Annotated in this window: 13 protein-coding genes; 5 read left to right on the top strand and 8 right to left on the bottom strand. The window is 36.6% G+C overall.

Features of this window, described 5'->3' with window-relative positions:
• Positions 1 to 79: 79 nt before the first annotated feature.
• The gene (locus EKL99_RS04670; protein WP_126555175.1) at positions 80 to 1,219 is read right to left on the bottom strand and encodes a DUF4105 domain-containing protein; all 1,140 of its coding nucleotides are present in this window, start codon (positions 1,217 to 1,219) and stop codon (positions 80 to 82) included.
• A 218-nt stretch (positions 1,220 to 1,437) separates the two neighbouring features.
• Positions 1,438 to 2,424 (bottom strand): PorV/PorQ family protein, encoded by a 987-nt coding sequence (locus EKL99_RS04665; protein ID WP_126576540.1) that lies wholly within the window; start codon positions 2,422 to 2,424, stop codon positions 1,438 to 1,440.
• A 531-nt stretch (positions 2,425 to 2,955) separates the two neighbouring features.
• Between EKL99_RS04665 and EKL99_RS04660 the strand changes: the two genes are divergently transcribed.
• Entirely contained in the window at positions 2,956 to 3,672 is a 717-nt protein-coding gene (locus EKL99_RS04660; protein WP_126555203.1) for a phosphatidylcholine/phosphatidylserine synthase, read from the top strand.
• A 7-nt stretch (positions 3,673 to 3,679) separates the two neighbouring features.
• Positions 3,680 to 4,543, top strand: coding sequence for a glycoside hydrolase family 25 protein (locus tag EKL99_RS04655; protein WP_126555172.1), 864 nt, complete (start codon positions 3,680 to 3,682; stop codon positions 4,541 to 4,543).
• Here the strand turns inward: EKL99_RS04655 and EKL99_RS04650 are convergent, their stop codons facing one another.
• The 5 genes from EKL99_RS04650 to EKL99_RS04630 all read right to left on the bottom strand — a co-directional run bounded on the left by EKL99_RS04650 (position 4,544) and on the right by EKL99_RS04630 (position 7,799).
• Positions 4,544 to 4,780, bottom strand: coding sequence for a DUF5808 domain-containing protein (locus EKL99_RS04650; RefSeq protein WP_126555169.1), 237 nt, complete (start codon positions 4,778 to 4,780; stop codon positions 4,544 to 4,546).
• 57 nt (positions 4,781 to 4,837) lie between these two features.
• Positions 4,838 to 5,578: an LPS export ABC transporter ATP-binding protein gene (gene lptB, locus EKL99_RS04645; RefSeq protein ID WP_126453458.1), complete on the bottom strand. Its 741-nt coding sequence runs from the start codon at positions 5,576 to 5,578 to the stop codon at positions 4,838 to 4,840.
• Positions 5,579 to 5,672: 94 nt separating this feature from the next.
• On the bottom strand, positions 5,673 to 6,026 hold the full coding sequence (locus EKL99_RS04640; protein WP_126453460.1) for a carboxymuconolactone decarboxylase family protein: 354 nt from the start codon (positions 6,024 to 6,026) through the stop codon (positions 5,673 to 5,675).
• A complete protein-coding gene (gene tatC / locus EKL99_RS04635) occupies positions 6,019 to 6,834 on the bottom strand; it encodes a twin-arginine translocase subunit TatC (RefSeq protein WP_126576485.1) in 816 nt (271 codons plus the stop codon). The genes EKL99_RS04640 and tatC overlap by 8 nt, the downstream gene beginning before the upstream one ends.
• A complete protein-coding gene (locus EKL99_RS04630; RefSeq protein ID WP_197037210.1) occupies positions 6,834 to 7,799 on the bottom strand; it encodes an SIS domain-containing protein in 966 nt (321 codons plus the stop codon). Before EKL99_RS04630 ends, tatC begins: the two co-directional genes overlap by 1 nt.
• An 85-nt stretch (positions 7,800 to 7,884) precedes the next feature.
• On the opposite strand from EKL99_RS04630, the gene EKL99_RS04625 reads away from it, so the two are divergent.
• Both EKL99_RS04625 and EKL99_RS04620 read left to right on the top strand, forming a co-directional pair.
• A complete protein-coding gene (locus EKL99_RS04625; RefSeq protein WP_126555163.1) occupies positions 7,885 to 10,080 on the top strand; it encodes an ATP-dependent DNA helicase RecQ in 2,196 nt (731 codons plus the stop codon).
• Between the two features lie 9 nt (positions 10,081 to 10,089).
• Positions 10,090 to 10,485 (top strand): hypothetical protein, encoded by a 396-nt coding sequence (locus EKL99_RS04620; protein WP_126562241.1) that lies wholly within the window; start codon positions 10,090 to 10,092, stop codon positions 10,483 to 10,485.
• Positions 10,486 to 10,580: 95 nt separating this feature from the next.
• Here EKL99_RS04620 and EKL99_RS04615 read toward each other — a convergent pair whose 3' ends face one another.
• Complete coding sequence (locus tag EKL99_RS04615; RefSeq protein ID WP_126462062.1) at positions 10,581 to 10,820, bottom strand: hypothetical protein; 240 nt, start codon at positions 10,818 to 10,820, stop codon at positions 10,581 to 10,583.
• Positions 10,821 to 11,032: 212 nt separating this feature from the next.
• Here EKL99_RS04615 and EKL99_RS04610 point away from each other — a divergent pair, with 212 nt between their 5' ends.
• Positions 11,033 to 12,598, top strand: coding sequence for an NAD(P)/FAD-dependent oxidoreductase (locus EKL99_RS04610; protein ID WP_126576484.1), 1,566 nt, complete (start codon positions 11,033 to 11,035; stop codon positions 12,596 to 12,598).
• Positions 12,599 to 12,779: the final 181 nt, after the last annotated feature.

Below are 12,779 nucleotides of genomic sequence, written 5' to 3'. Positions count from 1 at the left end.
TTTAATCAGCCATTAAATTGGCAGTTAAAAATTATTTAACGTTTGTTTAGAGTAATTCAAGTATGCGTAAATGAGAGTATTACAGAAGTGTAGGAATTCTTTTTTTATTTTGGATGGCCAGTCGCACTAAAATAATTCCGCTGGTTACCATTAAGGGTAAAACTATTACTAAATGTGCTTTGTTGATTATCAAAAAGAAATAGAGTACAACCGAGAGCAGATTAAATAAAACCAAATTATAGATCCCTTTTTGGCTCTTTTTCCAATAAAAATACAATAACCCTATTAAGGTTGGGTTAAACAACAAAATATTGTAGTTGTAACCCAGCTCAAGATGATCTGAATAAAACCCAATAAACGTAAAGAATAGTCCTATTGTTGCCATTAGAATAAGGTACAACAAATTGATACCCTTTTTGTTTATAAAAATGATTAGAGCAAGCAGTAAAAAATAGGTATACGGATTGTTCCACCAAGAGAAGGGAACTTCATTTTTGAATTCGATTATGGTTTTGTTTTCCGGTGCCAGCGGTCGGTTTTGAAAAAAAACTTTTTTTAGGCTTTTTTGCAATTCAAAGGGAAGAAATAATTGCGTGCCTAATTGATCTACTTTTTTTCCAAAAATGATACTTGTTCCTAGTTTCTCATAAAAATGACCGTCAAAATACGGACACAAAATAGTTCTGTAGGTGAGGTCAGTATCAGCATTTTTTACAATAGCGGTTGTGTCTAGTGTTTTGTTGATAATGGCAACAACCATCGAGGTGCAGTTTTTATCGATAAACTTATAGGTGTAATAACTTTCTCCTGATGCTAAGGATGTATTGAGGTTGTCAAACAGTTTTTGTTTTAAATGTTTAGGAATATTCAGCTCCTGCTCATAAACAGATCTTCTTTCGTACTGATATTGATTGATGAAATTTGGATAGGAATTTGCTACAGCAAAATACTGTAGGTCTCCTTTTATAAATTTCATCACGAAATTAGGGGTGTTAAAATCAAAAGCTCCATAATTATATACCACATCAATTGCATTTATTGTATCCTGAACGCGAATTGCCGTGTGGCCAAAAAGAGAATACGATTCATTGCCTGTTCCACAGGTTAGTACACTGACCTTCGTGTTTTTTGATAATTGGATGTTTTGTCCAAAACTACACGGTGCCGTTAAAAATAAAAACAGGAAGAAAATTATTTTTTTGAAAGAAGAGGTTTGCATTCGTTAGCTTTTAAAGGGTAATAGGGCGCTTATGTATTTAAAAAATAAATTTGCGTCCGCATTGATTGTATTTGTTTTCCAAAGATACTCAAAGAAACAAAAATGAAGCAGAAAGTTTGGTGGTTAAAATCAGAATTCATGTTTTCTAACGTATCGTGAACTTTTAAAAAATGGAATCATAATCCACAGCATTATTTGATTATAAAGGTTCTGTTAAATTAATTTCTGAACATTCCCAAATCTACTTTCACTGAAAAAATATTTGAGTATAAAGCGGTACTTTGATTGCCTAAATCGGTCAATGCATAGTCAATCTGAATGCCTTTGTATTTAAATCCCAAGCCAATATTAGGTTGGAAACCTACTCTTTTCGTCTGGTCTAATTGCTGTACATTTTGAAAATTACCCACTCCGGCACGAACGAAGACCAAATCAGTGTAGCCAAATTCCAGTCCTAAAGCGGGATCAATACTTATAAAATTAGTTGCAATTAAATCATTGGTTCTGGCAAAGCGCATATTCACATTGGCTGCAGCCTGAATGCTGTAATCATACCGAATGATGAACCTTTTAGTAATACCCAATTGTGCTTTTGGGGCAGTAATTTCAGTGCTTTCCGGTAATTTTTGGTTTTCTTCAGGAATGGCACCAGCAATTTTTTTATATTCGTCTTCGTCAATATTCCACACGTTATACGTCGTTGTAATGTCGCGGAGCATTAGCCCAAATTGCCAGTTGTTTTTTTCGAATTGGATTCCGGCATCAAAACCAAATCCCCAAGAATTAGCAAATTTCCCGATGATTCGGCGAATCACTTTAGCGCTTATACCATATTGAAATCCGGGAACGGGTAGTTTTCTGGCATAGGAAAAGGTAAATCCATAATCAGCCGTAGAGAAAAGACTGATTCGGTTGTAGTCAATATTACCCTGACTATCGATTAATTCAGTGGTGTTTAATATATCATCAACTCCAAAACGTATTAATGAAATGCCCCAAGCACTGTGATCATCAATTGGGCTGGCGTAGGCCAAGTAATCGTATTGGGCAATATTTGCAAAATAATTAGCATGCATTACTGAAACCTGATGGTCTTCCAGATGAATCAGGCCAGCGGGATTCCAATATCCTGAATTGACATCTCTGGTTGAAGCCACGACAGTATTTGACATGCCCAATGCAGCCGCATCAACCCCGATATTCATGAATTCATTGGAGTATTTTCTAACCGCTTGGCCATACGTGAGGGTACTTGCCAAGAGGATTGCTACTAAAAAGCTTTTTTTTAAGGGCATCATTTTTACGAACTAAAAGTCTGTTTAATTTTCATCAAAAATATAATTTTTTACTGAGGATATTTCATTTTGCTGTTGAATTTAGTATTGCGGATCAATTTAGTGTGGATTAGTCCTGAATTTATTGGATCTTCTAGTTCCTTGAGCTGAAAAAATTATAGGTAACAATGGTCGTAAAGAATTAAACTAATACGCGGATAGTACTTGAAAAGTTTGTTTTTATTCATTTTTTTAGAATCATAGTAAATTACAAAAGGAAGAATACCTTTTTTACAGCTGTTGTTTGAATTATTTGTACATAATTTAGAAATGCCCCTTTCAGAGTTTTGAGTCCTTAAAAAGCTACTTGGCTGTAGCGGTTTAAATCTCTATTACAAAACGTACTTTTCATTCACTTATTATGTTAAATTTGCCATCTTTGTGTACTTAAACTTTATTATGATGACTATTAAAAAGCATATCCCGAATTTAATTACGTTACTGAATCTTTTTTGTGGGTGCATTGCGCTGGTATTTGCTTTTAATAAAGATTTTGAAATGGCCTTTTATTTTGTTTGTCTGGGTATATTTTTGGACTTTTTTGATGGTTTTTTTGCCCGATTATTCAGGGTGTCAAGTCCGCTTGGCTTGCAGTTGGATTCTTTGGCAGATATGGTGACCAGCGGAGTTGTCCCGGGTTTAGTGATGTTTCAAATGATGATTAGTCATGCAACAACAGCACCAGCAGGTTATTTGCAGTTTTTCCCTTATTTGGGTTTTGTAATTGCGTTGGGCTCTTGTTATCGTTTGGCTAATTTTAATATCGATACCCGTCAAACAGATTCTTTTATTGGTTTGCCAACGCCTGCCAATGCACTGTTTATTCTGAGTCTGCCGTTGGTTTTGAAATATACCGATTCTATATTTATTGTTGAACTATTGACCAACCCATGGTTTTTATTAGTGCTAACCGTATTGAGCGCCTTTATGCTAAATGCGGAAATTCCGTTATTTTCTCTGAAAATCAAGAAGTTCAGTTTCAAAGAAAACACCCTTCAAATTGTCTTTTTGATCTGTGCTTTTCTATTGTTGGTTTTCTTTCGCTATTTAGGAATTCCATTACTGATACTGTTTTATGTTTTACTGTCGGTTTTGAATAATAAAGTAGTCAAAAAGTAATTTTTGAATGAGAAAACAAACCGTACGAAGAAAAACTACCCTTGTCCGTAAACATAAGAAGAAAGCAACTGTTTTCTCCGGAAAGTTTTTACGCTATTCTATTGGTACTCTTTTAGTAGCACTGATGGCTGCTGTTGGATATCATTATAGAGATGGTTTAGCGTATTATTTTAGTTTTAAATCGGATAAAATTCTACAAGAAGAAACTGAAGCCAAGCGCATTTCTGATGTTCGAAATTTTCAGGTTTTAGAAAAACACGAAAGAAAAAGTATCGGTTTAGATGTTTCAGAATACCAAGGTAAAATCAGATGGACTTATGTGGATACTTTAGAAAATAAATATCCACTACATTTTGTGTTTATTCGCGCTACGGTTGGGAAAGACCGGAAAGACCGAAATTTTGAGCGGAACTGGCTGGGTGCCAAAGAAAATAAAATGATTAGAGGCGCCTATCATTATTATCGTCCTAACGAAAATTCAATTGAACAAGCCCAACTTTTTATCAAAACCGTCACCCTTCAAAAGGGAGATTTACCGCCAGTTTTGGATATTGAAAAATTACCTAAAAACCAGTCGATTGAAAATCTTAAATTAGGCTTGAAAAGGTGGTTAAATGCTGTAGAATCCCATTACGGGGTGAGGCCTATTATCTATACCGGCGAGCGCTATTACGATGATTTTTTGAAAGAGGAATTCGGCGATTATCTTTTTTGGATAGCCAATTATAATTTTTACAGGGAGGAAATAGCCAAAGACTGGTTGTTTTGGCAATTTACGGAGAAAGCTTCTGTTCCAGGAATAAATGGCAATGTAGATGTCAATATTTACAATGGAGATTTGGAGCAGTTGCGGTTTATTACTGTGGAATAATTATTTATTTTTCACTATGGAAAGGACTACAAATACAAAAAATGATAAGGCTCCAATCATAAAAAGTACCGATTTTGGACTAGCAAAGTTTATGGTGTTTCCCATCCAAGCAATTTTTTTAGGGGGCAAAATGCGTTTGTCTTTTTTGTTATAATAAAACAGGCCCAAGATCCAGTTGTCGGGGTCTTTACTCCATCTTTCTAATGTTTCTTGACTTGGTTTATCTTGATTTTTCATTTTTTTGATTTTTGATTTTCCATTCTCAAATAGGAACACTAAAAACGAAGCACTCTTTTAAAACTCCAACTTTCTTTTTCGTAACTCGAAATTTTGCCCCAGATACACACGACGTACCATTTCATCCTCAACTAATTCTTCTGGAATTCCGGCTTTAAGGATGCCACCTTCAAACATCAGGTAGGTTTTATCAGTGATGGCTAAGGTCTCCTGAACGTTGTGATCTGTAATAAGAATTCCGATATTTTTATTTTTTAATTGTGCTACAATTCGCTGAATGTCTTCAACGGCAACAGGATCGACACCGGCAAATGGTTCATCTAATAAAATGAATTTTGGATCTGTAGCCAGACAACGGGCTATTTCAGTTCTGCGGCGTTCACCGCCGGAAAGTAAATCCCCACGATTGGTTCTAATGTGTTCTAAACTAAACTCATCAATTAAACTTTCCATTTTTGCTTCTTGTTCCGCTTTGGATAATTTTGTCAATTGCAAAACACTTAATATATTGTCTTCGATGCTTAATTTTCTAAAAACGGAAGCTTCTTGAGCTAAATAACCAATTCCCTGCTGTGCCCTTTTATACATCGGGTAATCTGTGATGTTCAAATCATCTAGGAATATATTTCCGGAATTGGGTTTTACTAATCCCACAATCATGTAAAATGAAGTTGTCTTTCCGGCACCGTTAGGCCCCAAGAGTCCAACGATTTCGCCTTGATTTACCTCTACCGAAATGCCTTTGACAACACTGCGTCCTTTGTAGGTTTTGATTAGATTTTCGGCACGTAATTTCATTTTTTTTGGTTTAATCGTTTAACGCATCAATAGTTTAATTGTTTAATCGTCAAATAAACGAATAAACAATTAAACGATAGAACTTCTTAACAAATTATTTTGTTGCGGTTTCCTCCAGTGCTTCCCAGAACTCATAGGCTCTGCGCAAATGAGGCACAACAATAGTTCCGCCAACAAGTGTAGCAATTCCCATCGCCTCCATCATTTCTTCTTTGGTGACACCTTCTTTGAAGCTCGTCTCCAAATGGTATTTTACGCAATCATCGCAGCGTAAAACGGCTGAAGCAACAAGGCCTAAAAGCTCTTTTGTTTTTACATCCAAAGCGCCTGGAGCATACGCATTGGTATCCAAATTAAAAATTCGCTTTACAATTTTATTATTGTCTGCCAATAATTTTTCGTTCATTTTCGAACGGTACTCGTTGAATTCATTTATGATATCAGCCATTTGCTTTTTTTTGATTTTTTACAACTATTTTCGATATTAAGATACTTGCTTCATAGATTAACAACATCGGGATGGTTACAATTATTTGACTCACCACATCCGGAGGCGTTACAATTGCCGCTACTATAAGGATGATGACTACGGCATATTTCCAGTATTTCCTCAAAAATTCAGGGGTTACCAAGCCTAATTTAGTCAGGAAATAGATAATTATTGGTAATTCAAAAAACAATCCGCAAGCGATAACACTGGTTTTTACCATCCCAATGTAGGAATCAACGCTAAACTGATTTTTTACTACATCACTTATGGTAAATGTAGCAAAAAAGTTCATCGACATGGGGACAATTACGAAATAACCAAAAAGGACACCCATGAAAAAGAGCAAGGAGGAGGTGATCACAAAAAGCTTTGCGTGTTTTTTTTCGGTTTCATACAATGCTGGGCTTATAAATTTCCAGATTTCCCATAATACAAAAGGAAATCCCAATATAAAACCGGCGGTGATACAGGTCCAGATCAATACATTGATCTGTCCTTCCATATTGGTGTTTTGAATGATAAAAGCCATTTCGGTTACGCAAATACTATCAGCAAAACCCAAATAATGTGATAAATCACAAAAAGCACGGTAGGTAATAAAATTTGGATTGGTTGGTCCAAAGATGATAACGTCAAAAATATAGTCACTGATAAAAAATGTAACAGTGGCCAGGATTAATATAGCCACAGTACTTCGAACTAATAACCATCTTAATTCTTCAAGATGATCTAAAAAGGACATTTCGTTTAAGTTTTTCTTTGCCATTATAGTATTCCTTCTTTTAAAATGTCGTGTATATGTAAAACTCCTTTGTATTCGCCATGATCAACCACTACTAATTGGGTGATAGAAAAATCTTCCATTATGTTGAATGCCTCAACTACCATAGCTTCCGAAGAAGTCATTTTTGGGTTTTTTGTCATAATATCTTTTGCGGTTAAATCAGTGAAATTATCTCGTTCATTGAGCATTCTTCTTATATCTCCGTCCGTAATGATTCCGATTACCTTATGCTGATCTACAACTGCAGTGACGCCAAGACGCTTTTCTGAAATTTCGAAAATAACTTTCTTAATTGAAGCATCCGGAGTAACCATCGGTTTGAGACTGTGTTCTAACATATCTTTCACTTTGAGCAATAATTTTTTTCCTAATGCGCCCCCAGGATGGTAGACTGCAAAATCTTCCGGTTTGAAATCGCGCATTTCCATCAGGCAAACCGCAAGTGCATCCCCCATGACAAGTTGTGCGGTAGTGCTGTTTGTAGGGGCAAGATTGTTTGGACAAGCTTCGGAGGTGACGGTAGTATTCAATACAAAATCAGATCCTTTGGCAAGAAAAGAGAACGTATTTCCAGTAATGGCAATCAAGGTATTGCCAAAACGCTTCAATAACGGAACCAGTACTTTTATCTCCGGACTGTTGCCGCTTTTCGAAATACAAATAATCACATCGTCATTTTGTATCATTCCTAAATCACCATGAATGGCTTCGGAGGCATGAAGAAACAACGACGGAGTTCCGGTAGAGTTAAAAGTAGCCACCATTTTTTGGGCAATAATAGCGCTTTTTCCTATCCCTGTTACTACTAGTCTTCCGGCAGTATTATAGATGCTTTGTGTGGCACTAATAAAGTTTTCATCCAGAAAATCAGCGAGTTTTGCAATGGATTGGCTTTCCGATAAAATAGTTTTTTTGGCACTGGCCAATATATTTTCTGTAGTTATCAAAACTGAATAATTAAAATTTGTGTGTGTAAAAGAAATTTGTACCTTTAGATGATGCAAATTTATACAAAATACCACATAATAAAGAATGAATTCAAACGAAATTGAAATACACAAAGAATTAAAGAAATATTTTGGCTTCAGCCAATTTAAGGGATTGCAAGAACAAGTCATAAAAAGTCTGTTGAATAAGCAGAACACTTTTGTGATAATGCCAACTGGTGGGGGAAAATCACTTTGCTACCAGCTGCCAGCTTTAATTCAGGAAGGAACTGCAATAGTAGTATCGCCTTTAATCGCTTTGATGAAAAATCAAGTTGATGCCATTCGAAGTTTATCCTCAGAAAACGGGATTGCTCATGTTTTAAATTCCTCCCTGACCAAAACTGAAATTGCGCAAGTAAAAAAGGATATTACCTCTGGATTGACTAAGCTTTTGTACGTTGCGCCGGAATCGTTGACAAAGGAAGAATATGTCAATTTTCTAAAAACCGTACCCATTTCTTTCGTAGCCATAGATGAGGCTCATTGTATCTCAGAGTGGGGACATGATTTTAGACCAGAATACCGGAACCTGAAACACATCATAAAACAACTGGGTGATTTATCTATTATAGGACTAACGGCTACTGCTACTCCTAAAGTACAGGAAGACATTCTCAAAAACTTGGATATGTGTGATGCTACCACTTTTAAGGCATCCTTCAATAGACCCAATTTGTATTATGAAGTCCGTACTAAAACAAAAAATATTGAATCGGATATTATTCGGTTCATCAAACAGCATAAAGGCAAATCGGGTATTATTTATTGCCTGAGCCGTAAAAAAGTCGAGGCTATTGCCGAGGTGTTGCAAGTCAACGGGATAAGTGCCGTGCCATATCATGCGGGATTAGATGCTAAAACCCGTGCAAAACATCAGGACATGTTCCTTATGGAGGATGTCGATGTCGTAGTGGCCACCATCGCTTTTGGGATGGGAATAGACAAGCCGGATGTGCGTTTTGTAATTCACCATGATATTCCTAAATCATTAGAAAGCTACTATCAGGAAACAGGACGTGCCGGTCGAGATGGTGGTGAAGGCCATTGCTTGGCATATTACTCCTATAAAGATGTCGAGAAATTAGAAAAATTTATGTCCGGGAAACCCGTTGCAGAACAGGAAATTGGATTTGCTTTATTACAGGAGGTTGTGGCTTACGCCGAAACTTCGATGTCCAGAAGAAAGTTTCTGTTGCATTACTTTGGAGAAGAATTTGACGATGTCACGGGCGAAGGAGCAGATATGGATGACAACGTTAGAAATCCAAAAACAAAAACAGAAGCTAAAGCGGAAGTAGTACAACTGCTGGAAGTGGTGCGTGATACCAAACATTTATACAAATCAAAAGAAGTTGTTTTTACCTTGATTGGTCGTGTCAATGCAGTGATCAAGGCGCATAGAACGGATGCGCAGTCTTTTTTTGGATGCGGTTCAAAACACGATGAAAAATATTGGATGGCCTTGCTGCGACAGGTTTTGGTAGCTGGCTATTTATCAAAAGATATAGAAACCTATGGCATTGTTAAAATTACCGGCAAAGGACTGGATTTTATAAAAAAACCAAAATCCTTTATGATGTCGGAAGATCATCAATACAATGAGTCAGTCGATGAGGCTATTGTAACCGCATCAAAATCTACCGGAGTTGCAGATGAAGTTCTGATGGGTATGTTGCGGGATTTACGTAAAAAAGTAGCGAAAAAAGTTGGCGTTCCACCATTTGTGGTTTTTCAGGATCCATCACTAGAAGATATGGCTTTGAAATATCCGGTTTCTCAAGAAGAATTGATTAATATTCATGGGGTTGGAGAAGGAAAAGCCAAAAAATATGGAAAGGAATTTCTGGAATTAATCAGCCGCTATGTTGTAGAAAATGACATTACGCGTCCGGAAGATCTTGTCGTAAAATCGACAGGAGTCAATTCAGTAAATAAACTCTATATCATTCAGAATATTGACAGAAAATTATCGCTCGATGATATTGCTTCCGCAAAAGGGATTAAGATGGATGTTTTAATAAAAGAAATGGAACAAATTGTGTATTCTGGTACCAAGCTGAACATAAAATATTGGATTGACGACATGCTTGACGATGAACAACAAGAAGAAATTCACGAGTATTTCATGGAATCCGAATCGGATAATATTGAAGCAGCGCTCAAGGAATTTGACGGTGAATATGATCTTTGTGAATTGCGTCTGATGCGAATAAAATTCATTAGCGAAGTGGCGAATTAAAATAATTTTATGAAGTTTTTAAAAGTGTTTTTTGCTTTTTTAGCATCAGTCAGCTCATTTGCAACAGGTCAGGTTCCGGATTATTTAATTATCGAAAAAGATACTTTAGCCATACAATCAAATCCTTTAGAAGGGTATTTTAAAGATCATCCAATTCCAGAAAAATTAATAACTAACCTTTCCAGTGCCAATTGGAGAGGTTATGTTGCTTATTTTAAATTTATAGATGGAAAATTTGTTGTTGAAAACATTTATAAAGAAGATTATAAAGAAAATAGCAACGGTAAGACTGATTATTTTCTGACCTCTATTTATAAAGATGTTTTTGGGACAAATGTTACTTTTGAATGCAATTATTATTCGGGTTTATTAATATGTCCTTCAGGAAAAATAGTGCAAACTTGATTTAAAGTGATGTAAGGTTCTATGATTAGGCTTAAATTTTGATAACAACCGTTGTTTTGATTTTTTTGTACATTTAGACCTTCGGCTTTATGACTTTAGACTGTAAATAATTCTCCACGATGCGGTTTCAAAGCATCTCGTACCTGAATCATGTTTTCATCGGTGACCACCATAAAAGCAATGGCAAGCATTTCGCTTTGGATTTCGAACCCAGTGATATTCAATGGCAATTTTTCAATAGCGATGTATTCTTTTAAATGGATTTCATGGTGTTCGGCAGTTTTTGCGGAAGCTGGCCCACGGAAATCCCATATCAATTTTATTTTTCTGGACATTTTTCCTTAAGATTAATCGGTTAATGGTTTAACTGGGTAACTGTTTTAGCATACAAAGTTACAACCTCTAATTCGAAAACTAGTCAATTTTAAAAATTGAAAACGGATTCTGTTTTCTACAAGAAGAAGTCAGTACAAAATACTACTTTTGTACGTGGATTATTTTGACATTTTAAAAGTCAAATAATCTGAAAATCGAATAATCTAAAAAAATGCCTCAAGAACTCTTATTACAAGTATCCCCGGAAATTGCAGCAAATGATGTGTTGCTAAAAAAACATTTATCAAAACAAATTACCGTTTCTGTAAATGAGATTCAGCATGTTTCTATTTTAAAGAGGTCGATCGATGCCCGCCAAAAAGCCATTAAAATCAATCTTAAAGTTGTAATTTATTTAAAAGGAGAGCTTTTTCAAGAGCAAAAAACACAACTTCCGGAGTATAAAAATGTTTCCTCAGCTCAAGAAGTAATTATTGTTGGTGCCGGACCCGCCGGACTTTTTGCTGCTTTGCAATTGATCGAGTTAGGGTTAAGGCCTATAGTTATCGAGCGTGGAAAAGACGTTAGGGGCAGACGAAGAGACTTGAAAGCCATCAATCTCGATCATATCGTCAATGAAGATTCCAATTATTGTTTTGGCGAAGGCGGTGCCGGAACCTATTCGGACGGGAAGTTGTATACGCGTTCTAAAAAAAGAGGTGATGTAACGCGTGTCTTGGAATTGTTTGTCGCTTTTGGAGCCTCTGAAGATATTCTGATTGAGGCGCATCCGCATATTGGAACAAATAAATTACCTCAGATTATTCAGGACATTCGAGAGAAAATCATCGAATGTGGTGGACAGGTTTTATTTGAAACCCGATTGACCGATATTTTATTAAAAAATAATGAAGTTCAGGGTGTTGTTACTCAAAACGGCGACACCATTCTTGCCAATAAACTCATTTTGGCTACGGGACATTCAGCTCGTGATATTTTCGAATTGTTAGACCGAAAAAAGATTTTTATCGAGGTCAAACCTTTTGCCTTGGGCGTGCGGGCAGAACATCCGCAATCTTTGATTGACAGCATTCAGTACAGTTGTGATTACCGTGGGGAGTTTTTACCTCCCGCTCCGTATTCTATTGTGAAACAAGTAGGAGGCCGGGGAATGTATTCCTTTTGTATGTGTCCTGGCGGCGTGATTGCTCCTTGCGCCACGAGTCCCGGGGAAGTGGTTACTAATGGTTGGTCCCCATCCAAAAGGGATCAGGCTACTGCTAATTCGGGAATTGTAATCGAATTGCAACTGGAGGATTTTAAACCTTTTGCTAAATTTGGTGCTTTGGCCGGAATGGAATTCCAAAAAAGTATCGAGCAACGCGCTTGGCATTTAGCTGGCGAAAGCCAAAAAGTGCCAGCACAACGCATGATTGATTTTACACAAAACCGAGTTTCATCGGATATCCCAAAAACATCGTATGTTCCCGGAACTACTTCGGTAGAAATGGGACAGGTTTTCCCCGATTTTTTAACGCAAATATTACGGGAAGGATTTACTGAATTTGGAAAATCAATGCGAGGTTATTTGACTAATGAAGCCGTGCTTCATGCGCCAGAATCCAGAACGTCATCCCCGGTGCGTATTCCCAGAGATCCCTTGACCTATGAACATGTTCAAATAAAAGGACTGTATCCTTGTGGAGAAGGCGCAGGTTATGCAGGCGGAATTATTTCTGCCGCTATTGATGGCGAGAAATGTGCGTTGATGATTGGAGCGATTTTAAACCAAAAATAATCTGAATAGGAATTTAGGTTTTACTACAGATTTTCCAGCTTTGAAATAAACTTCACTAATTGCCACCAATATCAATTATTATTAATTGGCATTGGTGGCTTATACTTAGAATTGCAGCCGTGCCAACTTTAAGTTTTCCCACTAAATCTAACCAGTTTTTTATAGCGTTCTTTATTTCTAC

The sequence above is a fragment of the Flavobacterium sp. ZB4P23 genome, assembly GCF_003970375.1.
Lineage (GTDB): Bacteria > Bacteroidota > Bacteroidia > Flavobacteriales > Flavobacteriaceae > Flavobacterium.
This window is presented reverse-complemented; position numbering and strand designations above follow the sequence as displayed.

Bases quoted from the DNA above. Each gene is read 5' to 3' on its own strand.
- EKL99_RS04665 (WP_126576540.1), bottom strand. From the start codon at position 2,424: ATGAATATCGGGGTTGATGCGGCTGCATTGGGCATGTCAAATACTGTC.
- EKL99_RS04650 (WP_126555169.1), bottom strand. From the start codon at position 4,780: ATGAAAAATCAAGATAAACCAAGTCAAGAAACATTAGAAAGATGGAGT.
- EKL99_RS04670 (WP_126555175.1), bottom strand. From the start codon at position 1,219: ATGCAAACCTCTTCTTTCAAAAAAATAATTTTCTTCCTGTTTTTATTT.
- EKL99_RS04620 (WP_126562241.1), top strand. From the start codon at position 10,090: ATGAAGTTTTTAAAAGTGTTTTTTGCTTTTTTAGCATCAGTCAGCTCA.
- EKL99_RS04615 (WP_126462062.1), bottom strand. From the start codon at position 10,820: ATGTCCAGAAAAATAAAATTGATATGGGATTTCCGTGGGCCAGCTTCC.
- EKL99_RS04640 (WP_126453460.1), bottom strand. From the start codon at position 6,026: ATGGCTGATATCATAAATGAATTCAACGAGTACCGTTCGAAAATGAAC.
- EKL99_RS04655 (WP_126555172.1), top strand. From the start codon at position 3,680: ATGAGAAAACAAACCGTACGAAGAAAAACTACCCTTGTCCGTAAACAT.
- tatC (WP_126576485.1), bottom strand. From the start codon at position 6,834: ATGGCAAAGAAAAACTTAAACGAAATGTCCTTTTTAGATCATCTTGAA.
- EKL99_RS04625 (WP_126555163.1), top strand. From the start codon at position 7,885: ATGAATTCAAACGAAATTGAAATACACAAAGAATTAAAGAAATATTTT.
- lptB (WP_126453458.1), bottom strand. From the start codon at position 5,578: ATGAAATTACGTGCCGAAAATCTAATCAAAACCTACAAAGGACGCAGT.
- EKL99_RS04660 (WP_126555203.1), top strand. From the start codon at position 2,956: ATGACTATTAAAAAGCATATCCCGAATTTAATTACGTTACTGAATCTT.
- EKL99_RS04610 (WP_126576484.1), top strand. From the start codon at position 11,033: ATGCCTCAAGAACTCTTATTACAAGTATCCCCGGAAATTGCAGCAAAT.